This window comes from Agrobacterium sp. 5Ca50, assembly GCF_055381905.1.
Genome location: NZ_AP026438.1, coordinates 1763952 through 1789541, shown reverse-complemented (window position 1 = coordinate 1789541; position 25590 = coordinate 1763952). Strand labels below are relative to the sequence as shown.

At 56.4% G+C, this 25590-nt stretch carries 25 protein-coding genes; 17 read left to right on the top strand and 8 right to left on the bottom strand.

Features of this window, described 5'->3' with window-relative positions:
• Nucleotides 1-9 precede the first annotated feature (9 nt).
• Complete coding sequence (locus ACZ5FM_RS08790) at nucleotides 10-1611, top strand: EAL domain-containing protein (protein ID WP_464040380.1); 1602 nt, start codon at nucleotides 10-12, stop codon at nucleotides 1609-1611.
• 65 nt (nucleotides 1612-1676) lie between these two features.
• Nucleotides 1677-1865, top strand: coding sequence for a hypothetical protein (locus ACZ5FM_RS08785; RefSeq protein ID WP_464040379.1), 189 nt, complete (start codon nucleotides 1677-1679; stop codon nucleotides 1863-1865).
• A 222-nt stretch (nucleotides 1866-2087) separates the two neighbouring features.
• On the opposite strand, the gene ACZ5FM_RS08780 is transcribed toward ACZ5FM_RS08785, so the two are convergent.
• Complete coding sequence (locus ACZ5FM_RS08780; RefSeq protein ID WP_192488811.1) at nucleotides 2088-2765, bottom strand: alpha/beta hydrolase; 678 nt, start codon at nucleotides 2763-2765, stop codon at nucleotides 2088-2090.
• A 212-nt stretch (nucleotides 2766-2977) separates the two neighbouring features.
• Here ACZ5FM_RS08780 and ACZ5FM_RS08775 point away from each other — a divergent pair, with 212 nt between their 5' ends.
• The 7 genes from ACZ5FM_RS08775 (at nucleotide 2978) to sufA (ending at nucleotide 10164) form a co-directional block, all read left to right on the top strand.
• A complete protein-coding gene (locus ACZ5FM_RS08775) occupies nucleotides 2978-4147 on the top strand; it encodes a cysteine desulfurase family protein (RefSeq protein WP_464040378.1) in 1170 nt (389 codons plus the stop codon).
• Between the two features lie 144 nt (nucleotides 4148-4291).
• Nucleotides 4292-5761 (top strand): Fe-S cluster assembly protein SufB, encoded by a 1470-nt coding sequence (gene sufB / locus ACZ5FM_RS08770; protein WP_250985867.1) that lies wholly within the window; start codon nucleotides 4292-4294, stop codon nucleotides 5759-5761.
• A gap of 72 nt (nucleotides 5762-5833) precedes the next feature.
• Nucleotides 5834-6589, top strand: a complete 756-nt coding sequence (sufC, locus tag ACZ5FM_RS08765; RefSeq protein ID WP_464040377.1) for a Fe-S cluster assembly ATPase SufC — start codon at nucleotides 5834-5836, stop codon at nucleotides 6587-6589.
• A 23-nt stretch (nucleotides 6590-6612) separates the two neighbouring features.
• Nucleotides 6613-7887 (top strand): Fe-S cluster assembly protein SufD, encoded by a 1275-nt coding sequence (gene sufD, locus ACZ5FM_RS08760; RefSeq protein ID WP_464040376.1) that lies wholly within the window; start codon nucleotides 6613-6615, stop codon nucleotides 7885-7887.
• Entirely contained in the window at nucleotides 7880-9130 is a 1251-nt protein-coding gene (locus ACZ5FM_RS08755; protein ID WP_250985869.1) for a cysteine desulfurase, read from the top strand. Before sufD ends, ACZ5FM_RS08755 begins: the two co-directional genes overlap by 8 nt.
• 11 nt (nucleotides 9131-9141) lie before the next feature.
• Nucleotides 9142-9522 (top strand): SUF system Fe-S cluster assembly protein, encoded by a 381-nt coding sequence (locus ACZ5FM_RS08750; RefSeq protein ID WP_192488817.1) that lies wholly within the window; start codon nucleotides 9142-9144, stop codon nucleotides 9520-9522.
• Between the two features lie 255 nt (nucleotides 9523-9777).
• Nucleotides 9778-10164: a Fe-S cluster assembly scaffold SufA gene (sufA, locus tag ACZ5FM_RS08745; protein ID WP_192488902.1), complete on the top strand. Its 387-nt coding sequence runs from the start codon at nucleotides 9778-9780 to the stop codon at nucleotides 10162-10164.
• A gap of 560 nt (nucleotides 10165-10724) precedes the next feature.
• On the opposite strand, the gene ACZ5FM_RS08740 is transcribed toward sufA, so the two are convergent.
• From ACZ5FM_RS08740 to ACZ5FM_RS08725, 4 genes are all read right to left on the bottom strand, one after another.
• The gene (locus ACZ5FM_RS08740; protein WP_275641446.1) at nucleotides 10725-11342 is read right to left on the bottom strand and encodes a GntR family transcriptional regulator; all 618 of its coding nucleotides are present in this window, start codon (nucleotides 11340-11342) and stop codon (nucleotides 10725-10727) included.
• 119 nt (nucleotides 11343-11461) lie between these two features.
• Nucleotides 11462-12667 carry an ABC transporter permease gene (locus ACZ5FM_RS08735; RefSeq protein WP_464040375.1) on the bottom strand — a complete coding sequence of 402 codons (1206 nt, stop codon included), beginning with the start codon at nucleotides 12665-12667 and terminating at the stop codon, nucleotides 11462-11464.
• Nucleotides 12657-13376 carry an ABC transporter ATP-binding protein gene (locus ACZ5FM_RS08730; protein ID WP_464040374.1) on the bottom strand — a complete coding sequence of 240 codons (720 nt, stop codon included), beginning with the start codon at nucleotides 13374-13376 and terminating at the stop codon, nucleotides 12657-12659. Before ACZ5FM_RS08730 ends, ACZ5FM_RS08735 begins: the two co-directional genes overlap by 11 nt.
• Before the next feature lie 16 nt (nucleotides 13377-13392).
• Nucleotides 13393-14697 (bottom strand): efflux RND transporter periplasmic adaptor subunit, encoded by a 1305-nt coding sequence (locus tag ACZ5FM_RS08725; RefSeq protein WP_464040373.1) that lies wholly within the window; start codon nucleotides 14695-14697, stop codon nucleotides 13393-13395.
• A 303-nt stretch (nucleotides 14698-15000) separates the two neighbouring features.
• On the opposite strand from ACZ5FM_RS08725, the gene ACZ5FM_RS08720 reads away from it, so the two are divergent.
• Nucleotides 15001-15279 carry a hypothetical protein gene (locus tag ACZ5FM_RS08720; protein WP_464040372.1) on the top strand — a complete coding sequence of 93 codons (279 nt, stop codon included), beginning with the start codon at nucleotides 15001-15003 and terminating at the stop codon, nucleotides 15277-15279.
• Here the strand turns inward: ACZ5FM_RS08720 and ACZ5FM_RS08715 are convergent.
• Nucleotides 15258-16202 carry a sensor domain-containing diguanylate cyclase gene (locus tag ACZ5FM_RS08715; RefSeq protein ID WP_464040371.1) on the bottom strand — a complete coding sequence of 315 codons (945 nt, stop codon included), beginning with the start codon at nucleotides 16200-16202 and terminating at the stop codon, nucleotides 15258-15260. The two genes, ACZ5FM_RS08720 and ACZ5FM_RS08715, sit on opposite strands and share 22 nt — an antisense overlap.
• Before the next feature lie 397 nt (nucleotides 16203-16599).
• Here ACZ5FM_RS08715 and ACZ5FM_RS08710 point away from each other — a divergent pair, with 397 nt between their 5' ends.
• Nucleotides 16600-16812, top strand: a complete 213-nt coding sequence (locus tag ACZ5FM_RS08710) for a hypothetical protein (protein ID WP_192490944.1) — start codon at nucleotides 16600-16602, stop codon at nucleotides 16810-16812.
• A gap of 209 nt (nucleotides 16813-17021) precedes the next feature.
• Nucleotides 17022-18839 (top strand): PAS domain S-box protein, encoded by a 1818-nt coding sequence (locus ACZ5FM_RS08705; RefSeq protein WP_464040370.1) that lies wholly within the window; start codon nucleotides 17022-17024, stop codon nucleotides 18837-18839.
• A gap of 66 nt (nucleotides 18840-18905) precedes the next feature.
• On the opposite strand, the gene ACZ5FM_RS08700 is transcribed toward ACZ5FM_RS08705, so the two are convergent.
• Both ACZ5FM_RS08700 and ACZ5FM_RS08695 read right to left on the bottom strand, forming a co-directional pair.
• Nucleotides 18906-19895 carry an NAD(P)H-quinone oxidoreductase gene (locus ACZ5FM_RS08700; protein ID WP_464040369.1) on the bottom strand — a complete coding sequence of 330 codons (990 nt, stop codon included), beginning with the start codon at nucleotides 19893-19895 and terminating at the stop codon, nucleotides 18906-18908.
• A gap of 8 nt (nucleotides 19896-19903) precedes the next feature.
• Entirely contained in the window at nucleotides 19904-20455 is a 552-nt protein-coding gene (locus ACZ5FM_RS08695; RefSeq protein ID WP_464040368.1) for a hypothetical protein, read from the bottom strand.
• Nucleotides 20456-20605: 150 nt separating this feature from the next.
• Here ACZ5FM_RS08695 and ACZ5FM_RS08690 point away from each other — a divergent pair, with 150 nt between their 5' ends.
• From ACZ5FM_RS08690 to ACZ5FM_RS08670, 5 genes are all read left to right on the top strand, one after another.
• On the top strand, nucleotides 20606-21535 hold the full coding sequence (locus ACZ5FM_RS08690; RefSeq protein ID WP_464040367.1) for a LysR family transcriptional regulator: 930 nt from the start codon (nucleotides 20606-20608) through the stop codon (nucleotides 21533-21535).
• 192 nt (nucleotides 21536-21727) lie between these two features.
• Nucleotides 21728-22636 (top strand): glycine betaine ABC transporter substrate-binding protein OsmF, encoded by a 909-nt coding sequence (gene osmF, locus ACZ5FM_RS08685; protein WP_409515560.1) that lies wholly within the window; start codon nucleotides 21728-21730, stop codon nucleotides 22634-22636.
• A gap of 91 nt (nucleotides 22637-22727) precedes the next feature.
• On the top strand, nucleotides 22728-23852 hold the full coding sequence (locus ACZ5FM_RS08680) for an ABC transporter permease (protein ID WP_464040446.1): 1125 nt from the start codon (nucleotides 22728-22730) through the stop codon (nucleotides 23850-23852).
• Nucleotides 23849-24787, top strand: coding sequence for an ABC transporter ATP-binding protein (locus ACZ5FM_RS08675; RefSeq protein ID WP_464040366.1), 939 nt, complete (start codon nucleotides 23849-23851; stop codon nucleotides 24785-24787). The genes ACZ5FM_RS08680 and ACZ5FM_RS08675 overlap by 4 nt, the downstream gene beginning before the upstream one ends.
• The gene (locus ACZ5FM_RS08670; protein ID WP_464040365.1) at nucleotides 24784-25587 is read left to right on the top strand and encodes an ABC transporter permease; all 804 of its coding nucleotides are present in this window, start codon (nucleotides 24784-24786) and stop codon (nucleotides 25585-25587) included. Before ACZ5FM_RS08675 ends, ACZ5FM_RS08670 begins: the two co-directional genes overlap by 4 nt.
• The last annotated feature ends 3 nt before the right edge of the window (nucleotides 25588-25590 follow it).

Genomic DNA, 25590 nt, shown 5'->3' with positions numbered 1-25590 from the left:
GAAACAGACATGCGGCGAAACAGTGTTCTGGCAATTGCATTCGGTCTGGCGATCTGCGCTGGCGTTTTGCCGCTTCTCGCCGCCTATTACATTTCGCGTGAACGGGCATTCGTGCTGGAACGTCGCCACCTTGCCGATTATGCCGAATGGACGTTGCAGCGCGCCGATCTGAATATTTCCAGAGCCAGAACTGCGCTAGAGACTGTGATGTCAGAACATCGCGAGACCTGTTCGGCCGCCGATATTACCCGTCTTCAGGAGATCACCACAGCAACCCTGTCAGTTGAGGAAATTGCCATCACCAATGGTGGTCGCGTGATTTGCAATAGTTGGGGACCGGTGGGTGATGAGGAGCATGTTAGCGGTGAGCCGATGCCACTTTCAGACGGTTATATGTTGCGTCTGAACGGTGGTGGTCTTTCGGATCCCTCGCAGGGCATGCTGGTGGTCAGCCATGGGGAGTTTCATGCGCTGTTAAAACGTGAACGGTTGGTGGATGTGTTGCATGACACACCGATGCTGCTTGGCATTGCCTCACTGTCTGGCCAGCCCATCATGGTGTCCGGTGACGCTGACCCCGCGCTTGTCTCGCGGTTGGTCAGCCAGCAGGTCAGCGGCTTCAACGAAAGTGAAGTGTTTTCATCGCGCCGTGGCAAGGACTTTGCCGCCTTTGCTATCTCCAGCCGCAGCGTGGTTGATTGGCGAACGGACGGACAACTCTGGAAGATGATTCCAATCGGCGTTGGCGTGTCTTTGGCGCTGATTGCGCTGGTGGTCTGGATATCGCGGCAACGCCTGTCACTGGCCGGTGAGTTGATGACAGGCATTCGCCGCAAGGAGTTTGTCGCGCATTATCAGCCCATCATCGAATTATCGACTGGACGTTGCGTCGGTGCCGAAGCGCTTATTCGCTGGCCACGACCCGATGGAACGACAGTCAGGCCAGACCATTTCATTCCATTTGCTGAAGATCATGGGATGATTGGCCAGATCACGGAACTTGTGATCGGCAATGTCATTGCCAGTATGAAGACGGCGCTGGTTGAGCATCGCGACATGCATATTGCCATCAATCTTTCCCCTGAAGACGTGGAAAGCGGTCATTTCCTGACGGTGGTATCCGACGCATTGAAACAGACCGGCGTAGAGACCTCGCAAATCTGGCTGGAGGTAACGGAACGTGGTTTCATTCACGCCGATATTGCCCGCGCGACACTGACCAAGGCGCGCGTCGCCGGTCATGTGATTGCGATTGATGATTTCGGTACCGGATATTCCAGCCTTTCTTTGCTGGAAAGCCTGCCAGTCTCGGTGCTGAAAATAGACAAGTCCTTCGTCGATGCGATTGGCCAGAATGCCGCCACCAGTCTGGTGACCCCACATATCATCGAAATGGCCCACAGCCTGAAACTGAAGATGGTGGCGGAAGGCATTGAGACCGTGGAGCAGGAGGCCATCCTTGTGCAGTCGGGCGTTCAATACGGGCAGGGCTGGCTATACTCCAAGGCGCTGCCCTTCGATGAATTCATGGCCTTTTACAAAAAGCGCAATGCCGGCCTTGAGGAGGGCGGCGCTGCTGTGCCGGTCGGTGCCGCGTCCGGAAATGTGTAAAAACTGAGAGCGGCAGCGGTTGGGGTGATCCAGCGTTCACCGCAACGCTCTCAAGGAAGGTGATCATGCAGACAGAAGCTTTTCCTGATAATTCTGATGACTTGCGGCGTTCCCTTGAGGAAACCGGTCTTCAACCTGATGTCATTTCGCATCTGGTTGCGCAGGCGCGTGCCGCCATTCTGTTGAGCACGAGTGAAAGCGACGAGGATGACATTCCGCTTGGAGCATCCAACTTCTCAAGCATTAAAGCATAAATCGGACAGACAATTCCCGTGCTTGTCACGGGAATCTAGTCGACGCGCGTCGGCGCGGCGAGAGGATGTCTTTTCAGCCCGAAGACTCGGGCTGGCCTGGATCCCTGTCACAGGTACAGGGATGAGGGAGGTCGGGGCTACGTCATAGGCCAAACAATCACCCAAACAAAAAGGCCGCAACGATGTTACGGCCTTTTTGCATTTATCAGCTTTCGGCTTCGCTTAGCGAATACGCTTGGCTGCCGGTTCCGGCACCAGTTCGCCGTTCAGGCGGCGGTCGAGGTAGTCCTCGCACTCGGCCATCAGCGTATCGACCTTGGCGTTGAAGAAGTGGTTGGCACCCGGTACCGTGCGGTGGGTGATGAGAATACCCTTCTGGGTCTTCAACTTCTCAACCAGATTGTTGACGTCCTTTTCAGGCGCAACCTTGTCCGAATCGCCATTGATGATCAGACCCGAAGACGGGCAGGGCGCCAGGAACGAGAAGTCATAGGTGTTCGGCTGCGGGGCAATCGACATGAAACCTTCGATTTCCGGACGGCGCATCAGAAGCTGCATGCCAATCCACGCGCCGAAGGAATAACCGGCGACCCAACAGCTCTTGGAATCTGGATGCAGGCTCTGTACCCAGTCCAGTGCCGATGCGGCATCCGACAATTCGCCCGCGCCGTGGTCGAATTCGCCCTGGCTGCGGCCGATGGAACGGAAGTTGAACCGGAGCGTGGTAAAGCCGCGCTTCTGGAACATGTAGAACAACTGATAGACAATCTGGTTGTTCATGGTTCCGCCAAACTGCGGATGTGGGTGCAGGATAATGGCGATTGGGGCGCTTTTTTCTTTCGATGGCTGGTAACGGCCTTCGAGGCGGCCGGCTGGGCCGTTGAAGATGACTTCGGGCATTGATACTCCGGTCGTGTTTTCTGTTCCAAATGATTTTCAGGGCGCAACAAGACTTGACGTGGTGTGTCAGGTTTTCTAGAACCCAGTTTAGAACAATTCGAAACTATTGCGTGTTTTGAACACTTGAACGTGTCATAAGGCAATGGTGGCTGAAATTTCAAGGAAAATGCGCTGCGGCGTAAACGGGAAGTAGAGAAGCAGGTTCCTCAGATATGGCAAATACATCGCGCATATATCTGGATTGGAATGCAACGGCACCGCTTTTGCCGTGCGTTCGCGATGCCTTGCTGCATGCTTTCGATCTCTCGGGAAATCCGTCGTCGGTCCACAAGGAAGGGCGTGCAGCCCGTATGGCGGTCGAATCGGCACGCCGCAATGTGGCAAATCTGGTCGGTGCGCAGGCATCGCATGTGGTGTTTACCAGCGGTGCCACCGAGGCTGCCAATCTGGTGCTGACGCCGGATTACAAGATGGGTCGCTCAGCGCTTCGCATCGGAAAGCTTTATGTTTCGGCCATTGAACACCCCGCTGTGCGCGAGGGTGGCCGGTTTAACAAGGATAACGTAACGGAAATTGCTGTTACGTCAGATGGTGTTCTGGACCTCGATGCGCTGAAAAAGCTGCTGGAGGACCATGACAAGACAACCGGCCTGCCCATGGTTGCGGTGATGCTGGTCAATAATGAGACCGGTATCGTGCAGCCGGTGGCAGAAGCCGCAGGACTGGTGCATGCCGCCGGTGGCCTCATGGTGGTCGACGCCGTACAGGCTGCGGGACGTCTGCCTATTGATATTCAGGCGCTGGATGCCGATTTCCTGTTTGTCTCCTCGCACAAGATTGGTGGCCCCAAAGGGGTTGGCGCCCTTCTTACGCGCGGTGAAGCCATGATGCCGAAGGCACTTATTCATGGTGGCGGACAGGAAAAGGGGCATCGCTCGGGAACGGAAAACACAACTGCGATCATTGGCTTTGGTGCCGCTGCCGCTTTTGTGCTTGAAGAACTTGTCGAACGCAACGCCGCAATTGCGACCTTGCGTGAGCGTCTTGAAACCGGCATGCGCAAGGCCGCGGTGGATGTCATCATCCATGGGGCCGAGGTTGAACGGGTGGCGAATACGACTTTCTTCACCCTGCCAAGTCTCAAGGCGGAGACAGGGCAGATTGCCTTTGATATTGAAGGCATCGCGCTGTCTGCAGGGTCGGCGTGTTCGTCTGGCAAGGTGGGCGAAAGCCATGTGCTGACGGCGATGGGTAAAGACCCGAAGCTGGGTGGCTTGCGCATCTCTCTCGGTGTTTCGACATCTGAGGCCGAGATTGACCAGGCGCTTGCCGCATTTGAAAAGATCGCCAGCCGCAGGAAACCTGCCGGGCAGGCGGCCTAAAGTGAATTGAATTTGCGGAAAGTCAAATTTTCGCTTGCCGGAACTGGTGAAAAACGCCATCCGGACAACTACATCAAGGCGGACTAATCCGTCTTAACGTTGACAAGCCACCGGACCTTGGATCCGGCGAGATTGGAGAACGCAATGGCTGCGGTGCAGGAAACAATCGATCAGGTACGCCAGATCGATGTCGACCAGTACAAATACGGGTTTGAAACCCATATCGAAGTAGACAAGGCCCCGAAGGGACTGTCTGAAGAGGTGATCCGTTTCATTTCTGCCAAAAAGCAGGAACCGGAATGGATGCTCGAGTGGCGTCTTGACGCCTATCGTCGCTGGTTGACGATGGAAGAGCCTACCTGGGCACGTGTGAGCTATCCAAAGATCGACTTCAACGATCTCTATTATTATGCTGCACCAAAGAACATGACCGGCCCGATGTCGATTGACGATGTCGACCCGGAACTGATCAAGACATACGAAAAGCTTGGTATTCCGCTTCGTGAGCAGGAAATTCTGGCTGGCGTGCAGACCTCGAGAGTTGCCGTTGATGCGGTGTTCGACAGTGTGTCCGTTGTGACCACTTTCAAGGAAGAGCTGAAAAAGGCCGGCGTGATCTTCATGTCGATTTCTGAAGCCATCCGCGAACATCCTGACTTGATCAAGAAGTATCTCGGTTCTGTTGTTCCAACCACCGACAACTTCTATGCAACGCTGAATGCGGCCGTGTTTACCGACGGTTCCTTCGTGTTCGTGCCAAAGGGCGTTCGCTGCCCGATGGAGCTTTCGACCTATTTCCGTATCAATGAAAAGAACACGGGCCAGTTCGAACGCACGCTGATCATTGCCGAGGACGGCGCTTACGTGTCCTACCTCGAAGGCTGTACAGCTCCACAGCGCGACGAAAACCAGCTTCATGCTGCCGTGGTCGAGCTTGTGGCGCTTGATGATGCCGAAATCAAATATTCTACCGTCCAGAACTGGTATCCGGGCGACAAGGACGGCAAGGGCGGTATCTACAACTTCGTGACCAAGCGTGGCGACTGCCGTGGCAACCGTTCGAAGATTTCCTGGACGCAGGTTGAAACCGGTTCGGCGATTACCTGGAAGTACCCGTCTTGCATTCTGCGTGGCGATGACAGCCGCGGCGAGTTCTACTCGATTGCGGTGTCCAACGGTCACCAGCAGATCGACAGCGGCACCAAGATGATCCACCTCGGCAAGAACACGTCGAGCCGTATCATTGCCAAGGGTATTGCGGCCGGTTTTTCGGAAAACGTCTATCGTGGTCAGGTGTCTGCCCACCGCAAGGCAACCAACACCCGCAACTTCACCCAGTGTGACAGCTTGCTGATTGGCGACAAGTGCGGCGCGCATACCGTGCCTTACATCGAGGCAAAGAACTCGTCCGCTCACTTCGAGCACGAAGCGACAACCTCGAAGATTTCCGAAGACCAGCTCTTCTACTGCCTGCAGCGCGGTATTCCTGAGGAAGCGGCGATTGCGTTGATCGTCAACGGCTTCGTCAAGGAAGTCATTCAGGAGCTGCCGATGGAATTTGCCGTTGAAGCACAAAAGCTGATCGGCATCTCGCTCGAAGGTTCCGTGGGCTGAGCCTTTTACGAATACGACCCTGAGTGCGCGGCTTTCGCGCACCATCGATCACACTATTCTTAGGAAAACATCATGCTTGAAATCATCGACCTGCACGCAAAGATCGCAGACAGCGAAACCGAAATCATCCGTGGCCTGAACCTGAAGGTTGCGGCCGGCGAAGTGGCTGCCATCATGGGCCCGAACGGTTCCGGCAAGTCCACGCTGTCCTACATCCTGTCGGGCCGCGAAGATTACGAAGTGACCTCTGGTGACATTCTTTATAACGGCGAAAGCATTCTGGAACTGGACGCTGCAGAGCGTGCGGCCAAGGGCGTTTTCCTGGCTTTCCAGTACCCGGTAGAAATTCCAGGTGTTGCCACCATGCAGTTCCTCAAGGTTGCTATGAACGAGCAGCGCAAGGCACGTGGTGAATCCGAACTGACAACGCCTGACTTCATCAAGCGCGTCAAGGAAGCTGCTGGCGATCTGAAGATCGACATGGACATGCTGAAGCGTCCGCTCAACGTCGGTTTCTCCGGCGGTGAAAAGAAGCGTGCGGAAATCCTGCAGATGGCACTGCTTGAGCCAAAGCTGTGCGTTCTCGACGAAACCGACAGCGGTCTCGACATCGATGCGCTGAAGATCGTGGCTGACGGCGTCAATGCGCTGCGGTCTCCTGACCGTGCGACTGTTGTCATCACCCACTACCAGCGCCTGCTGGACTACATCGTACCGGACACCGTACACGTTCTCTACAAGGGCCAGATCATCCGCAGCGGCGACAAGACGCTGGCGCACGAACTGGAAGCCAACGGTTACGCCGACATCATCGGTGAAGCAGCCTGATCGGGCGCGAAAGGGATGATGTTATGAATATTCAAAACACAAACAGGCAAACAGCCGCAGAGACTGCGCTTGTTGAAGCCTATACCGCGCAACTGGGCGATCTGCCGGGCAACGGTGCTGTGATTGCAGCGCGCGACAACCTGCTGGAAAACCTTAAGACGCTTGGTCTGCCGACCCGCCGTATCGAGGCATGGCACTATACGGACCTCAAGACGCTGCTGCGCGCCTTGCCGGACACCGTGCCGGTTCCGGTTCTGTCTGCTGCTGCCCCAATCGTTAGCGGTTCGCCTGTCATCGCGTCCTTGCAGGGCGTGGCGGCAAAGGGTGTGACAGCCGAAGGTTTTTCCGTTTCCAGCTTTGGCGAAGCCCTGCTTGACGGTTCTGCCGCAGCCGGTCTCAGCGAACTGGACAAGGACGATGTCATTGGCCGTATCAACGGCAGCTTCGTGCGCGACGGTTTTGTGGTCGACATTCCAGCCGGTGCCGAGATTGAAAACCCGATCGAGATCCAGGCGATCCACGGCGGTGGTCAGGTTCACAACCGTTTCCCGGTCCGTTTTGGCGCTGGCGCCAAGGCAACCATCATTGAACGTCACCTTGCGGCGACGGAAGATGGTGCGTTCGTATCCTCGATCAGTGACATCACGCTCGATGACGGCGCGGAAGTCACCTGGGTTCTGCTGCAACAGCAGGGCGCGGCTGATACCCATCTTGGCCAGTTGCGCATCCGCATGGGTGCGGATGTCAAGCTGCGCCTGTTCTTCATCAATGCCGGTGGCAAGCTGGTTCGCCAAGAACTGCGCATCGATGTTGAAGGTGAAGGCAGCGATCTGATCGTTCGCGGCGTCAATCTACTCGGCGGCGAAACGCATACCGACGTGACCATGGTTCTTGGCCATAACGTGCCGAACACGACCTCGACGGAAATCTTCCGCAACGTCGTTTTCGACCGTGCCAAGGGCATCTTCCAGGGCATGATCCGGGTTGCTCCCGATGCCCAGAAGACCGACGCCAAGATGGCGTGCAACACGCTGCTTATGTCTGACGATGGCGAGTTTTCGGCAAAGCCGGAACTTGAAATCTTTGCTGACGACGTTCAGTGCGGTCACGGTGCGACGGTTGCCGATATCAGCGACACCCATCTCTATTACCTGATGGCGCGGGGTATTCCTCGGGCAAAGGCACGTGCCATGCTCGTCAACGCTTTCGTTGCTGAAATCGTTGAAGAACTGGAAGATGAACACCTGGTAGAGGCGTTGGAAACCATCATTTCCAATTGGCTGGAAAATCATGCCTGATAGCGAACGCGCCGCAGTGGTGGCCCCTTATGACGTTGAAGCCGTGCGCCGGGATTTTCCGATCCTGTCGCGCGAAGTCTATGGCAAACCGCTTGTCTATCTCGACAACGGCGCGTCCGCACAAAAACCACAGGTCGTGATCGACGCGGTCTCGCATGCCTATTCGAATGAATATGCCAATGTGCATCGCGGCCTTCATTTCCTGTCCAATGCCGCAACCGATGCGTATGAGGCGTCGCGCGAAAAGGTGCGCCGCTTTCTGAATGCCGGTTCGGTGGATGAAATCATCTTCACCAAGTCCTCGACCGAAGCGATCAACACGGTTGCCTACGGTTATGGCATGCCCAAGATCGGCGAGGGTGACGAGATCGTCATTTCGATCATGGAGCACCACTCCAACATCGTTCCTTGGCACTTCATTCGTGAACGCCAGGGCGCCAAGCTGGTCTGGGTGCCCGTTGATGACGAGGGTGCCTTCCATATCGAGGCATTTGAAAAAAGCCTGACCGAGCGCACCAAGCTGGTTGCCATCACGCATATGTCCAATGCGCTGGGTACCGTGGTGCCGGTGAAGGAAATTTGCCGAATTGCGCATGAGCGTGGCATTCCGGTACTGGTCGATGGCTCTCAGGGCGCTGTCCATATGCCCGTCGATGTGCGTGACATTGATTGCGACTGGTATGTGATGACCGGTCACAAGCTGTATGGGCCGTCGGGGATTGGCGTTCTCTACGGCAAGGCTGACCGTTTGAAAGAAATGCGCCCATTCATGGGTGGCGGTGAAATGATCCTTGATGTGTCGGAAGACATGGTCACCTACAATGATCCACCGCACCGCTTCGAGGCTGGTACACCACCTATCGTGCAGGCAATCGGCCTTGGTTACGCGCTGGATTATATGGATAATCTCGGCCGTGCTGCCATTGCCGCGCATGAGGCAGATCTGGCCGCTTACGCCAAGGAACGCCTGCAGGCGATCAATTCCTTGCGGATTATTGGCGATGCCCCCGGCAAAGGTGGTATATTCTCGTTCGAGCTTGCCGGTATTCACGCCCATGACGTTTCCATGGTCATTGACCGGCGCGGCGTTGCCGTGCGGGCCGGAACACATTGCGCCATGCCGCTCTTGAAAAGGTTCGGCGTGACGTCCACATGCAGGGCATCCTTCGGTCTTTACAATACACGGGCCGAGGTTGATGCACTGGCCGATGCGCTGGAATATGCGCGCAATTTCTTTGCCTGAGGATCAGGATTATGAGCGCCGAAACAAGCGAAAAGACTGTCGATATCGTAGAAACTTCATCCGCTTCGTCCATCTCGCCGGCTGAGTTGGCGCGTCTGAGCGATGACGTGATTGCTGCGCTGAAAACGGTTTACGACCCTGAAATTCCGGCAGATATTTTCGAGCTTGGCCTTGTCTACAAGATCGATATCGAAGACGACCGCATGGTCAAGATCGTCATGACGCTGACCGCGCCCGGTTGCCCGGTGGCTGGCGAAATGCCGGGCTGGGTGGAAAATGCCGTTGGCGCCGTTGAAGGCGTGTCCGGCGTTGAAGTGTCGATGACGTTTGATCCGCCATGGACACCCGACCGCATGTCCGAAGAAGCCCAGGTTGCCGTTGGCTGGTACTAAGCCACGCTGGGTTCTGGCAGATTAGATTGATGTCAGTCTTGCGAAATCAGGTTGCTGGTTTCGCGGGAATTGCGAGTAGCGACACAGTCTCACCCATTTTTGACGAATGCCATCTCTTGATATCAAGGGGGGCTAGGGCTAAATTCAGTCTATGAAAACATCGGGCCTTTACCCCGGTGGTATTTTAATAGCGCCGCTTCCAGACAAAACGCTTTGGTGTTTTTTGATGGTTCGATGCGACAGGAGAATGAGCCAATGGGCTTTGCCGTGATGACTATGACCGAGGCCGCCGCCAACCGCGTGAAGGCTATTGTCGCCAATTCCGGACCAGATGCGCTGGGTGTGCGCGTCGGTATCAAAAAAGGCGGCTGTGCCGGCATGGAATACACCATCGATCTGGTCAAGGAGCCTGACGCCAAGGATGACCTGATCGAGTCCGCAGGTGCCAAGGTCTGGATCCAGCCATCTGCCGTACTTTATCTTTTGGGCACGCAAATGGACTTCGAAGTCACAAAAATGCGCTCTGGCTTCATTTTCAGCAATCCCAACCAGACATCAGCATGTGGTTGCGGTGAATCGGTTGAGCTGCAGGCAGCAGACCTAGCCGAGCTCGCAAAGCAGCGCGAAGCGGCCACCGCCTGATTTTATTGTTGCCCCGGGATTAAAACGGGTATCGATTTTCATACCAGGGCCCGTCCCTGATATCGCCCGCACTTCCTCAAGCGTCGCTAATTGGGTTTGCGTGATTGGATCCTCGGGTCAGGCCCGAGGATGACGCCGAGACAATGGTTGGCGCAGGGGTCTAAAAAAAACTCCCCTCATACCTCTCCTTGGGTCACGTCCGAGGATGACGGTGGATAGGGTAGACATTTCAATTCCTGCGATTTTGAATGCTCGCGTGTCACCAAAACTTCCCGCATTCCCGTGCTTGTCACGGGAATCCAGGCCAGGCCAAGTCCTGGGGCTGAAAAGTCTCTTGTCGCGCGGACGCGCTCCACTGGATCTCTTTGACGAGCACAGAGATGAGGGGGGGGTGAAGGCACCTTGCGCCCCTACCTCTACCCTTGTGGGAGAGGAAGAAAAATCATGGTCTTAGCTTGCTAAGTCATAGATTTTTCAGGTGAGGGGTTATGTACTTGCACACTGTACACTGCTTGGCATCGACACGACGCTAGCAGACGTCAACCACCTCAACCACTCAATCACGTTGTTGCGTGGTGAGACAGCAGCTTTGTATCTGCCTGTTCGGCCCGTTCTGGATTGCCATCCAACAAGGCGTTGATGATATCCAGATGCATTTGCACTGCGGTTTTAAGTGCCGCGGTATCGGCGGATGAAAACCATATACGTCGGAAATGCGTTTGCAGCGGCCACAGCGACGAGGCTATAAAATTGTTGGGGCAGGCCTCGGCAACAATTTCATCGAGATGTTTGTCGGCCTCGTAAAAGGCGAGGATGTCGTCATTATCAGAGGACTGCACCATTTTGCCAGAACAGTCTTCCAGTGCGCGGCGCAGCGGCTCACAGATGTTCTGTGCAGCAAGGGCAACCGCCATTGGTTCAAGCTGACAGCGCGCTTGAAGGATGTTGTTGCGGTCCATGGGGTTGATATGGGTAATCTGCAGGCCAACACGCGGCCGCACGCGAATGAGATTTTCCCAGGCCAGCCTCTGGATGGCCTCCCGCACCGGCGTTCTGCCGTGACCGGTCAGTTCGATAAGCTGTCTTTCGTTTACGATAGCACCGGGTTCTACACCCAGTGTAACAATGAGCTTTTCAAGGGCCAGATAGGCAAGGTGGCTCTGCGAAGCCTGCGTCATGAAAGTCGATTCTTTATTGCACTCGCTCCAGTAGTGGCACGAAGGCCTGCGACATGCAATATTCCGAACTGCGCATATAAGCTTGTGTCACACAGTCAGGATTAAGCCGACTTGCTCCGTTATTCGTGTCGCAGTGCCTCGATCGGACTAAGACTTGCGGCGCGGCGGGCCGGGAAATAACCGAAAACCACGCCGATAGCGGCTGAAAACGCAAAGGCCAGGAAGATGATCGACGGGCTTGCGACAAAGGGCACATTGAGGAAGCTGACAACCGCATAAGCGAGGCCGAGGCCTGTCAGAATACCAACAATGCCGCCAAAGGCCGACAGCATGACGGCTTCCACCAGAAATTGTCGCAGCACCTGTGTTTCCAGAGCGCCGATCGCCAGACGAATGCCGATTTCACGGGTGCGTTCGGTGACCGATACCAGCATGATATTCATGATGCCGATACCGCCGACCAACAGGCTGACGGCGGCGACCGAGCCAAGAAGACCGGTCAGCAGTGTTGTTGTGCCAGTCATGGCCGAGGCAATCTGCGTCATGTCATTGACGGAAAAATCGTCTTCGCGACCAATGACTATGCGGCGTTTCTCCCGCAGCAGCGATTCAAGATCGGACTGAACTTTCGAGGTTTGCACACCATCCTGAGCCGATACCATGATGCTGGATATGGTGCTGGTGCCGCCGATGCGGCGCTGATGAATTTTCAGCGGCATCAGGATGGTATCGTCCTGATCATCGCCCATGCCGGACTGGCCCTTGGTGGCGAGAACGCCCACCACCGGACAGGAGATGTTGCTGACGCGCACGCTCTGGCCAATCGGGTTGCTGTCGCCAAACAGTTCCTTGCGCACCGTCTCGCCAAGAATACAGGCAATCTGGCCGCCACGTTCCTCGGCTGGGCTGAAGTCACGGCCCAGTGACAGTGGCCAATCCTGCGCAATCAGGTAGTCATTGGTGGTGCCAAGTGCACTGCTGGAATGGTTCTTGCCGCCAAAAATTGCGGTTGCCGTGCTGCGGTTGACCGGTGCCACGGCACGCAGGCCGCTGATCTGGTCACGCATGGCTTGCACGTCATTGTCGTTAAAGCGTTTCGCCTCTGTACTGGCGCGGCCAGGACCAAACTGACCCGGGCGCACGAACAGCATATTGGTGCCCAGCCGTGAGAGTTCGGATTTGACCTGCGCCGTCGTGCCATTGCCAACCGTGACCATGGCGATAACTGCGGCAACGCCGATTACCACGCCAAGAACCGTGAGGAACGAGCGCAGCAGGTTGCGGCTGATGGCGCGCATTGCCAGTTTGATCGTTTCAGGAAACATGGGCGGGCTCTCCATGGGTGTTGATGCTGTCGGACGCCAAATGGCCATCAACGAAGCGCAGCAGACGCTTGGCGTAAGCGGCAATATCGTCTTCATGGGTGACCATGATGACGGTGATGCCCTGTTCACGGTTCAGTTCCGTGATCAGTTCCATGATTTCAACGCTGGTCTTGGTGTCGAGATTACCGGTCGGCTCATCGGCCAGCAGAACGGCGGGATTGGTGACAATGGCGCGGGCAATGGCAACGCGCTGTTGCTGGCCACCGGACAGCTCCTGCGTGGTGTGACCTTCGCGTCCCTTCAGGCCAACCCGCTCCAGGGCGCGCATGGCCATCTGGCGGCGCTCATGGGCCGGTGTGCCACGATAAACCAGCGGCAGTTCGACATTTTCCACCGCAGAGGTGCGCGGCAGAAGATTGAAACCCTGAAACACGAAGCCCAGCATGTGACGGCGCAGCAGCGTTAACTGACCACCGGAAAAACCTGACGTCGATATGCCCTGAAACAGGTAATCGCCCGATGTCGCCACGTCGAGACAGCCGATAATGTTCATGGCGGTGGATTTTCCGGAACCGGACGGACCCATGATGGTCACGAATTCATGTTCGTGAATGGCAAGGTCGACACCGGCCAGAGCACGGATGGTCGCTTCGCCCATGCCGTATTCCTTGACCACGTTACGAAACTCTATGAGGGGAGCCGTCTGCATGTCTGGCACCTTCCGTTCAGTTCCTGCGGGCAATGGCGTCGGTAATCAGTTCATCATCCGGTTGGATGTTGCCGGATTTTACCACGGTGAACTGCCCGTCTGTCGATCCGGTTTCCACACGCTCGGAGACCGGCGTGCCGTTTTTCAGCACCCACACGGTACGCTGGCCAGCCGCGGTACTGGCGCTGTCACCACCGCGGCCACCGCCACGCCCCATGCGTGGCGGACGAAACAGGCTCATCAGACCGCCAGCGGAAGATGCGTTCTGTCGCGGCGGGCTGTAACGCAGCGCGGCGTTTGGAATGAGCAGCGCGTCCTTGATCGATTCCACCACAATATTGGCCGTCGCTGTCATGCCGGGGCGCAGTTTCAGATTGCTGTTATCGACGGTCAGGATGGCCTTATAGGTCACGACATTGGCCACGGTTTCAGAGGCGTAGCGCACGGTCTGGATTTCGGCCGGAAAACTTTCTTCGGGGTAGGCATCAACGCTGAATGTTGCCTGCTGACCATTGCTGACCTTGCCGACATCTGCCTCGTCGACGGCCACCTGCAATTCCATTTCCCGGAGGTCGCCGGCCATGGTGAACAGAACAGGGGCATTCAGTGACGAGGCAACGGTGGCACCGGGGTCAACGTCACGCGTCAGGATGACGCCGTTGATTGGCGCGACGATCTTGCCTTTGCCCAGGTTCAGCTCGGCCAGACGCAGATCGGCTTCGGCAGACAGCACGGAGGCCTCGTTGACCTCGAGCGTCGCTGCAGCAGAATTGTAGTTATACTGGGCTGCATCCAGATCCTGTTGGGTAGAGACGCGGTTCTGCACCAGGTTTTTCAGACGGTTCAGCGATGTCTCGGCCGAGCCCAGTTCTGCCTTGGCTTTCAGCACACTGGCCTTGGCGGATGCCAGCTTGGCTCTGGCGCTTTGCACGTCGGCTTCCAATTTGTTGGTGTCGAGTTCCAGCAGTACGTCGCCGGCCTTGACCTCGCTGTTATAGGTCACGTTGACCTTGCGCACAGTTCCAGACAATTCGCTTGAGATATCGACCTGATCGGTCGGTTGTACCGAGCCGGTGGAGGTGACGATGACTGACAGGTCATCCTTCTTGGCCGCCGTGGTGGTGTAGGCGTAGGTGGAGCCGCTGGAGGCGGAGAAATAATAATAACCACCTGCGGCCGCAATGATGATGGCAGCACCAAACAGGTAGGTGTATTTGCGGCTTTTACGACGTTTCGAGCCGGTAGACGCAAGTATCTCCTGCAGGCTGGGCTGCGTAGAGGCGCTCTTGGTCTTGTCGTCGATATTTTCCCGCTTGTTCATCGCGTCCGCCTGTAAAAAAGAATTCCTGACATCAATGCTCTTGAAGATTGACCGGAATTTGCTCGCTCTATCTTACATTGATGTAGGGATGGCAGTTACACAGGTCACGGGGTTGTAAAAGTGAAATCTTGGTAATGTTACATTTGCAGTTGTAGCAGAGCCGTTGTGACGCTGTTACTGAATGGATTTCGTCGCTTTCTGCCAATTGAAGACGGGAAAATTGCCGCTATCTAGATATCAGGGTGTTTTATCGATGCGGACACGCACCGACAGACGAGATGTCAGTAGCGCATGGAGATATGAGTGACGGAAGACAGCAGCCACATGCAACGCAATGAGACACCGCCGGTACGCCGCCGCAAGCCGCTGTGGCCGTGGATGGTCTTGCTGGTGCTAACACTGTGCGCCATATACACCTACACGCAGGTCACCCACATCATCGAGACGATACGCCACGAAGTACCGCCGGAGTTCTGGGATATCATCGAATGGATGTTGCGCCAAAGCGGCGTGATCCCTGACAATGGCAGGCAGGCACCGGACTTTGCCATGGGGTTTTTTCAGCCCGTACGTGCCGCGTAATTCAAAGCACCAAATTCGCCTGCTGCAATCGGGTTGAGGGAGGACCTGATGTCCACGATCTTACCGCTGGACTTGGCGTCATACATCAGCTTGTCGGCCTGATCGAGAAGGACGTCGAAGGTCATGCCGGCCTGGGCCTCGGCAATGCCGATGGCTGCACCCACCTGCACCATCTTGTCATCAATGGTGACGTGCTGGGCGATCTGGGTGCCGAGATCAAAAAAGCGCAAGGCGGAAAACTCGAAAGCGGCCGGGATAACTGAAACGATTGCAAATTCGTCACCGCCGAGACGGGCGATAAAGTCGCCCTTGCTGGTCCAGCCACGCAGGCGATCGGCAATAACACGCAACAGCTTGTCACCAATCGAGTGGCCGTGCTGGTCATTGACCTGCTTGAAGCGATTGAGATCGATGTAGGCAAGCGTGATCCGGCAGCCCGGTTCAAGCGTTGCCAACGCCTGACGCAGGTAACTTTCAAACGAGGCGCGGTTCTGCAGCCCCGTCATTGAATCCACAAAAGCTGCTTCCATGATGGCGCGCTCATAAGCCTTGCGCTCGGAATTGTCGAGAATGATTTCAATGTCGAAACTCTCGCCATCAATGCGGCGGCGCTGTGCACTGATCAATCCGGGAATGACACGGCCGCTGGAATGCAGCATGTCCACTTCGGCAAGCTCGTAAAACCCTTGCGTGTCGAGCAGATGCAGTCTTTTCATACGGGCAGGATCGTCGAGCGGGTAGGGCAGGTCGTTGCCCAGTGACTGGCCGTTCAACTCTTCCCAACTGCGGCCAACCAGCCGCAGATAGGCCGGGTTCACCTTGATGTAACGGGAATCGTGATCAATTGTTGAAATGGAAAATGGTACTGGCGAAAGATCAAAAAGCTCTTTCAAGGCTGCGTCCAGAACGCTTTCTGAAATCATCTGCCACACCTGTATCCGCTGAAAATGACTGAGTGATCGTCCCGCAGTTTACGGCAGGTCGATTCGGTTGCGCACGTATAAGCATGCAATCTGCGCGCAAGACATTAATGATTGTTATATGACTGATACATAATTTTCAGAAAAACGGTGTCAGCACCATTACTCGGCACAATACGTAATTGTGATCGAAGAAATTTCATCGTGCTGTTGGAATAATTGATCTATAAAACAAATGGTTGCGGGCAATACAATAGGCCGCAGTTCGCCTTACCTCTAATATCACATAGACACAGGACACAATAAGCGTAAACTCCGCGCCATCGTTTCCAACCGATTTCGTAGGCGGTGACGACCGAGAGTTACTATGTGCTCCCGTCTGCAAAAGGAGGGCAGCCGCATGACATTTTCGTACAGCGACACGTTGAAGGACGTGCTTTACGACCGCGCTACCTTGTACAGCGGCAACGAACGGATTCGTCTCGATCTCATAGATCGTACGGTACGTGCGGTTTCGCATATCGATCTTGGTGTCGATGCCAATATCGAGGAAGCGCTGTTCCATCTGATGGACCAGATCGCCGGTTCTGACGCGTCTAAGCCAACCTTGTGAGGGAACAGGTTTTTCCCTGTCCATGTTTTGTTGTTACCAGGCCAGGTTGTCCGTTGATGACCTGGTTTTTTGTTGTGCTGACTGTCACGTCGCGACCTTATTTTAACGATTTCATCCGCTCTCAAGCACCACCTTGTCGAAGGCTGGAAGTGCTGTCATGTTAATGACACTGTAACAGTAGCTGCGTGAGCCTTGCGACGATGCACCGAATGGGGGATGGAAGTCTGGCTGGGCAAGGAGAGGCAACGAATACCGTTCCTGTTGCCACCCTGCTGGACACTGTAGACTGGCGTTCGACACCGCTTGGTCCAAGGTCCGAATGGCCAGCCTGTCTGCATGCCGCCATAGACATCATGGTGCCCTCCCAGGCGCAGATCGTGATGTTCTGGGGGCCAGAATTCGTTGCCCTTTACAATGACGTTTATGCGCCGACCATCGGCGACAAACATCCGCATGCCTTTGGACGGCCGGGTCGTGAATACTGGAGCGAGCTGTGGGACGACCTTGAGCCGTTGCTGAAGCGTGTGCTTGAGCATGGCGAAACGGTCGCTGCCAGGGATCGGCCGTTTTACATCGAACGGCATGGCTTTCCCGAAACCGTGTATTTCGACATTTCCTATTCACCGGTGCGGGATCTGGACAGAAATGTTGTTGGCGTTTTCTGCATCGTCAACGAAACCACGGAGCGGGTTAAGACCGATGCTGCGATGCGTGAAAGTGAAGAGCGCTTCCGGGCGATATTTTCACAATCAGCAGCCGGCATCGCGCTGAGCGACCTCACTGGAAAGCTGACCGACGTCAACCAGCGCTACTGCGAGATTGTCGGTCGAACGGCTGATGAGCTGATTGGTACGCAGATGCAGGACGTGACCTTTGCCGGGGACCTGCCAGCCAATGTCGCACTGTTTCAAAGACTGATCGAAACCGGTGAAAGTTTCGATATTGAAAAACGTTACCTGCGTCCTGATGGCAGCCTGATCTGGGTTGCCAATTCCGTCTCTGCCATCCGGGATGAAAATGGCGAGATAGAGCAAACGGTGGCCATCGTGGTCGATATTACTGAACGCAAGCGTGCTCAGGAGATTGAAAAACATCTGGCCTCGATCATTGGTTCTTCCAATGACGCAATCCTTGGCATTGATCTCGACATGACAATCACCAGCTGGAACGCGGCGGCGCAGCGGCTGTATGGCTATTACGAGGACGAAGCGGTTGGCCATTCCGTGTTGATGCTGGTGCCCGACGATCGCAAGGAAGAAGAACCGTCGATCCTGCGGCAGATCAAGGCGGGGCGGATTGTCGAACCCTATGAGACAAAGCGACTTCGCAAGGATGGCACGCTGGTTGACGTGTTGTTGAGTGTTTCTCCCATTCTCGACCCCTTGGGACATGTGATTGGCGCGTCAAAGGTCACGCATGATATCTCGACCCGCAAGGAGGCGGAGCGGCTGCAGGCCATTCTGGTGGGAGAGTTGCACCACCGCGTGAAAAATGTGCTGGCGACCGTCACGGCAATTGCCCGCCAGACCATGGGGCGCGACACGGCAAACCGAGAGGATGTGGAGGCCTTTACCAACCGTCTGTCATCGCTCAGCCGCGCGCAGGACCTGCTGCTGCACGGCGATTGGCAATATGCCGATCTCAAATCCGTGGTGATGCAGGCAATGGCGCCTTATGCGGTGGAGACATTTACCGTCAGCGGGCCCGCCGTGCCATTGCCACCCAAGGCCGTCGTCTCGTTGTCGCTGGCCCTGCATGAGCTTGCCACCAATGCCGCCAAATATGGTGCGCTTTCGGTATCCACAGGTCATATTACCGTCAGTTGGGACTATGACCGTTCAAGCTCGCATCTGCGACTACAATGGCGGGAAGAGGGCGGCCCCGAGGTGGTAACACCAACCCGCAAAGGGTTTGGCTCGACACTGGTGGAGCGGTTGTTGACAGCCGAATTGAAGGGCTACGCGCAGATCTCCTACGAAGAAAGTGGTGTTATCTGCGTCGTGGAAGCTGACCTCTCACAAATCTGATCGCAATCAGCCAGTTTCTGTCGGCGTCGGTTATTGCGTCAGTGGCAGACTGGGACGTTGAATGTGTCAGGGGTGGAAGCCTTCCAGCACGACCTTGCCGAACACGCCACCCTTTTCCATGTGTCGGTGTGCATCTGCCACCTGCGTGAAAGGATATACGGCGCCGATAACCGGGTGCACGGACTTGCCGAGCAAAGGCAGGACCTTGTCCCTGAAACGAGCGACCATCTGCCGTTTTTCTGTCCGGGACCGTGACTTCATGACCGTGCCTATAAGCTGCAAGTGGTTGTGCAAGACGACGTCCAGCGGGATGATGGCATTGTCTTCGCGGCCGAGCAGCCCAACCTGAACAAGGCGGCCGCCCGGCGCAAGACTGCGGATGTTGCGGGCAAGATAGGCACCGCCCACGAAATCGACAATCAGATCAACGCCATGCGAGGCGGTTGCATCGATGACATCCGCCTCGAAATCGGAGCGTCGGTAGTCAAACACCGCGTCGGCACCGATAGACAGAACATTGTCTATGTTGGTAGAGGCGGTGGTTGCAAGAACATGTGCCCCTGACGCTTTTGCCAATTGAACCGTAGCGGAGCCGATGCCTCCGGCTGCGGCATGGATGAGTACGGTTTCGGCTGTGTGGACACGACCGAGGTGGCCAACAACTTCCCAGCCGGTCACGAAGCTTTCCATAATAGCGGCCGCCTGCGTAAACGACAGTCCGTCAGGGATCTTGGCAGCCATACCGCTGTCGAGGCGCGCATATTGCGCATAGGCACCGCCGCCGACAATGCCCATGACACGGTCACCGACGGCGAAACCTTGCACGGCGCTGCCCGTGGCCAAAACCTCGCCAGCGATCTCCAAACCCAACAAGGTGCTGTCGCCATAACACCGGGTGCCATAGACGCCTTCGCGCTGGAGAATGTCGGCGCGATTGACGCCGGCTGCCATGACTTTGACCAAGAGATCGTCTGGGCGGATTTCAGGCCGTGGAGCATCGCCGAGGTGCAGAACATCCGCACCGCCGAAGTCGTCAAACAGGATGGCTTTCATCATTCTGCCCCTCAGTTTGCCGCTGCTACGGCTGCCAGTGCCCGGCGGGCGATGCTGGCAGCGAAAAGGGGTGTCTCACGGCTGTTATGGTCGCCACCTGCAGCCTGGCGTGCAGCGGCGGCGTCTTCATAGCTGACGCCATGGCTTTCAATGAATGTCATGAAAGCGTCGGTCGGATGGGCGGTGACACGATTTGTGTAGCGAGTGCGGTTTTCGCTGACCTTCTCAGCAATCAATTCCCAGACCACGTTGACCTGGGTGCGACCGCTGGCGGTGAACACATCCGAGATTGAATTCATGCGGCAGTAGGCGGGCTCTGCGACCTCTGCCACATAGTGCTGGACAACCAGGCCGGTGCCGATCTGCTCGACATTGATCGACATGCGGCGTCCGTCGTCTGTCCATGTGATGCCGGCGGCGATGTGGTCTGGTGCGCAGCAGCGCAGATATTCCGCTTCCGGCAGCGTGAACAGCCAGTCAGCAATGTCGATCTTTTCAAAGGGGACGTCGATTTCTGCAGAATATGCCGATTGTGAGAGAATGGTATCGAGAACCTTGACCATGTTGTTATTCCTTCTGTTAAGTGAGCGTTGATTGCCCGTTGACGAGAAGGAACGTGCTCCGGATGCCCGCAAATGATAACGAACTGAATGCTCGAAACAGTTTTGCGCTGTAAGCAAAGATGACGGGGTCAAACGGGTAACGGGGCAGACATGAAAGATCCAAGGTTCGCGGAACATCTTGCCGTCTATGTCGATGTGGTGCGCGCAGGCAGTTTTTCTGCAGCGTCGCGCCGGCGTGCTGTCACACCCTCTGCGGTGGTACGGCAGATCGATGCGCTGGAGCAGGATCTTGGGGTGACGCTTCTGGTGCGATCCACACGGGCTCTGGGGCTGACCGATGCCGGGCAGCATTTATTTGATCGGGCGCAACGGCTGCTTGAGGATTTAGCCGATACCCATGCCGAGGTCGCCGCCTTCGATAGCGAAGTGACGGGCACCCTGCGTGTTGCCTGTTTTCCGACATTCGGAAAACGGTATGTCATCCCTGTGATGGCGTTGCTGGCGCAACAACACCCAAACCTGCATGTGGAACTCGACCTTACCGAACGGCTTGCCGATCCCGTTGCCGAGCGGCTGGATCTGGTTATCAGAATGGGGGAGTTGCAGGACAGTTCGCTGATCGCCATGCGGCTTGCGCCGCTGAAACGAATTCTGGTGGCAAGTGCGGACTATCTGGAAAAACACGGCGTACCGAGCACAGTTGCTGACCTACGCACCCACCGCCTGCTCGACAAATTACATGGTAACGACCTGCTTGAATGGTCTCGTGTGCTGGGCTGTGCCGCAGGCGATGCTGCTGGCCAAGTGGTATTTCGCTGCGATGATTTTGAAGCCTTGAATGGCGCTGCGTTGACGGGAATGGGAATTGCGCTGTTGCCCAGTTGGGTGGCAGGGCCTTCTGTCAAATCGGGCGATCTCATACGACTTCCGCTTTCGGCAGAAGCATTTTCAGGAGAGCACTGGAACGACAATCCTTCCGGCATATATTTGTTGCGGGCACTTCAGGTGCCGTCGGCAAAAATCCGGGCTTTCACGGATGCTCTCAAGTCGTTTATCGGCACGCCGCCCCGTTGGGATTGATGCCACCTGCCTAGCTCCCGGAAGAGGTGTCTCTGCCCGGTGATGTGGGGCGAGGAAGGGCGTTGTTGTCTCGCCGAAACAAAATGTGGCACGGGAGGGAACCGTAACGGCAGGTTTGCTGTTTACGCGCTGGTGAAAAACGGTTGTGTTCCGTTCGCAGCCGTTTTTGAAATCACAATTCCGGGGAGTCAAATTGTGAAAAGCCTTATCGTAGCCATTGCTCTTGCCGTTTCGCTGCCAGTTGCGCCAGCGTTTTCCCAAGTCGTCGTATCCTCAAAGATCGACACCGAAGGTGGCGTGTTGGGAAATATCATTCTGTCGGTCCTGAGCCATAACGGCATTGAGGTCACCGACAAATTGCAGCTTGGCGCGACGCCAGTTGTTCGTGAGGCGCTGGTGACTGGCGCGATCGACATTTACCCGGAATACACGGGCAATGCGGCCTATTTCTTCAACCGCGCCGAGGACCCGATCTGGAAAGATGCGGCCAAAGCCTATGAAGAGGCAGCCAAGCTTGATCTGGAGGCCAACAAGCTGGTCTGGCTGACGCCATCCAGTGCCAACAACACCTGGGGTGTTGCCATCCGCAAGGACTTGGCGAACAGCGAAAAGATTATAACCTTCAGCGACTTTGGCAAATACATTGCTGGTGGTGGTCAGGTCGTGCTGGCGGCATCCTCCGAGTTCGTCAATTCCGCTGCGGCGCTGCCTGCCTTCCAGACAGCCTATGGTTTTACGCTGAAGCCTGACCAGCTGATTACGCTGTCGGGTGGTGATACGGCGGCAACCATTGCAGCTGCAGCCAACCAGACAAACAATGCCAATGCGGCGATGGTTTATGGCACGGATGGCGGCATTGCGGCCTCTGGTCTGGTGCTGTTGGAAGACGACAAATCCGTTCAGCCGGTTTACCAGCCAGCGCCGGTTATCCGCAAAGATATCCTCGACAAGAACCCGCAGATTGCCGAACTGCTGAAGCCGGTATTCGGTAAGCTTGATGCCGCAACCTTGCAGGAACTGAACGGACGAGTGCAGGTGGGCGGTGAACCTGCCAAGGCGGTTGCCACGGACTTCCTGACCAAAAATGGGTTCCTGAAATAAGCGGAGCCGAAGCGACTTGGCCGTCATTATTCCTGAGAAGTCCGGGTTTGTCGGGGTAAAACCTGACAAGCCCGGCATCGTCATTGCGCTTATGCTGGTTGCCGGTGCCTTCGGCCTGCCATTCGTCATCCTGCGGCCAAACCGCATTGTGGCCGGTGAGGCGCTGTCGATTTTTCAATCACTCCCTGTGTCTTTGATGACGGCACTGGCCTGTCTTTTTGTGGTGACAGCGCTTGCCATGTCCATCAGAATATCGGCTGCGCTGCGGCTTGTGCTTGTTGCCGTGACACTGGCATTGTTGGTTGTTGCTGCCGGCATGGCTGCCAGTTTCGTGATGCCGGAAGGCAACAGCTATGCCCGTGTCTCGCCGGGGTCTGGCGTGTGGGTGTTGCTGGCAGCACTGCTGCTGGCCACTGCCGACTGTGTAACACGGCTTCGCCCGCATCCACTGTTTCGCATCGTGCTGCTGGTTCTCGGTTTTGCCGGTGCCGCAGCCGTGCTGATGACCGGCGTGTGGGACAATCTTTCGATCATGAAGGAATACGCCAATCGTGCCGATGTGTTCTGGCGCGAAGGTGCGCGTCACATCACGCTGGCAGTCGGATCACTGGCGGCGGCAATTGTGGTTGGGCTGCCGCTTGGCATTGTGGCGCACAGGGTAACGGCGCTGCGCAGTGCCGTTCTCAACACGCTGAACATGATCCAGACCATTCCGTCGATTGCACTGTTTGCCATTCTAATCGCGCCGCTTGGCTGGATTGCGGTCAATGTGCCCGGCGCGTCTGCGCTTGGTATTGCCGGTATCGGTGCAGCTCCGGCCTTTGTGGCGCTGTTTCTCTATTCCCTTCTGCCGGTTGTTGCCAACACGGTCGCGGGCCTCGCGGGCGTGCCGCAATCCATCACCGAGGCAGCAAAGGGGGTTGGCATGACGAGAGGCCAACGTCTGCTGGGTGTTGAAATGCCGCTTGCCGCACCGGTCATCCTGACCGGTATCCGTATCGTGCTGGTTCAGAACATCGGCATGGCAACCATTGCCGCACTGATTGGCGGCGGCGGTTTTGGAGTGTTTGTTTTTCAAGGGGTCGGACAGATGGCCATGGATCTGGTGCTGCTGGGTGCGATACCCACCGTGGCACTGGCCTTTGCCGGTGCCATTATTTTTGACGCCCTGATTGAATTGTCTGCCAGAAAAGAAGGCGGGAGTGCCACAGCATGATCGAGATCGACCATCTGACCAAACGTTTTGAAGGTGCGGTTGCCGTCAATGATGTGTCCCTTACCGTCAAAGCGCATAGCGTGACGGTTATCGTGGGCTCCTCGGGCTCCGGTAAGACGACCTTGCTGCGGATGATTAACCGGCTGATCGAGCCAACCTCCGGCAGTGTTCGGATCAATGGGCGCGACAATAAATCCATTGCCGGGCACGAACTGCGCCGCAGCATCGGTTACGCCATTCAGGGTTACGGCCTGTTTCCGCACCGTAGCGTTGCGCAAAACATTGCCACGGTGCCGCAGTTGCTGGGCTGGGACAAGGCACGGATCGATGCGCGGGTGCGTGAATTGCTGGAGCTTTTCCAGCTTGAGCCTGATGTGTTTGCCAAACGGTTTCCGCATGAATTGTCCGGCGGCCAGCAGCAGCGCATTGGCGTGGCGCGGGCGCTGGCGGCCGAACCTGAACTGCTGTTGATGGACGAACCCTTCGGCGCTTTGGACCCGGTTATCCGCACCAGAGCCCGGCGCGACCTTCTTGATATCAAGGCGCTTTTGGGCACAACCATCATTCTTGTGACCCATGACATGGATGAGGCCTTTGCCATCGCCGACCATATTGCCGTCATGGACAAGGGCGTCCTCGTCCAATACGGCACGCCGGCGGAGCTGGTGCACAAGCCGGCAACAGAGTTTGTCGCGGCAATGATCGGACCGGAGGAGCGGCCTTTCCGGTTGCTGGCATTACGGCCGGTGTCTGAGGCAATAGAGCAGGGTGCTGCCGGGGGGGAGCCGATCCCTGCAGCGCTCAGTCAGCGCGAAGCCCTGTCAAACCTCGTCTGGACGGGGCGGCAGGAAGCGCCTGTTGCGAATGATGAGGGACAGGTGCTGGGCAAGGTAACCATGGCAGCACTTTGCCAGCAAGCTGCGGGCAGCCCATGACCGTGCAAACAACGACCGTAACCACCGAGATCAAGGCTGCAAAAATACCAACGCAGTGGCTGGCGCACGCATTGCGGGCCTTCGGTCTTGTGCTTTTGGTTTCATTTCTCGTGCAGCCACATTGGTTCGAGCCGGTTTTCCGGCCGCTGGCGCCAGCCAATGCGCCTGCCATCTATACCCAGGCCGTCTTGCTGGTGTTGACCGGACAACATCTGCGGACGGTGCTGATTGCCACGGTGTTGGCAAGTCTGTTGGCGATAACGCTGGCAATCATCGTGACACGGCCATCCTGCAGGGAGTTTCTGCCCTTGTCGCGTCTGGTGGTGAATACCGGGCAAACATTCCCCCCGGTTGCCGTGCTGGCGCTTGCGGTGCCGATTCTGGGTTTCGGTGAAACACCAACGCTCGTGGCGTTGTTTCTTTATGCGCTGTTGCCGATTTTCGAGAGCACGCTGACCGGGCTTGCCAATGTGCCTGACGTGACGAAAGAAGCGGCACGTGGCACCGGCATGACCCCATGGCAAAGCCTCACGCGCGTGGAATTGCCACTGGCCTTGCCGGTCATCCTGTCAGGCGTGCGCATATCGGTTGTCATCAGTCTGGCGACGGCAACGATCGGCTCGACGGTTGCTGCGAAAACGCTCGGCGAGGTGATTATTGCCGGCCTGCAATCCAGCAACATGGCCTTTATCCTGCAAGGCGGGCTGGTGGTTGGTTTGCTTGCGATATTTGTCTATGACGCCCTCATGGCGCTGGAACGCATGGTTACGCGTTGGCAGCATGTTGCCCGCTCAAGCTAAGTG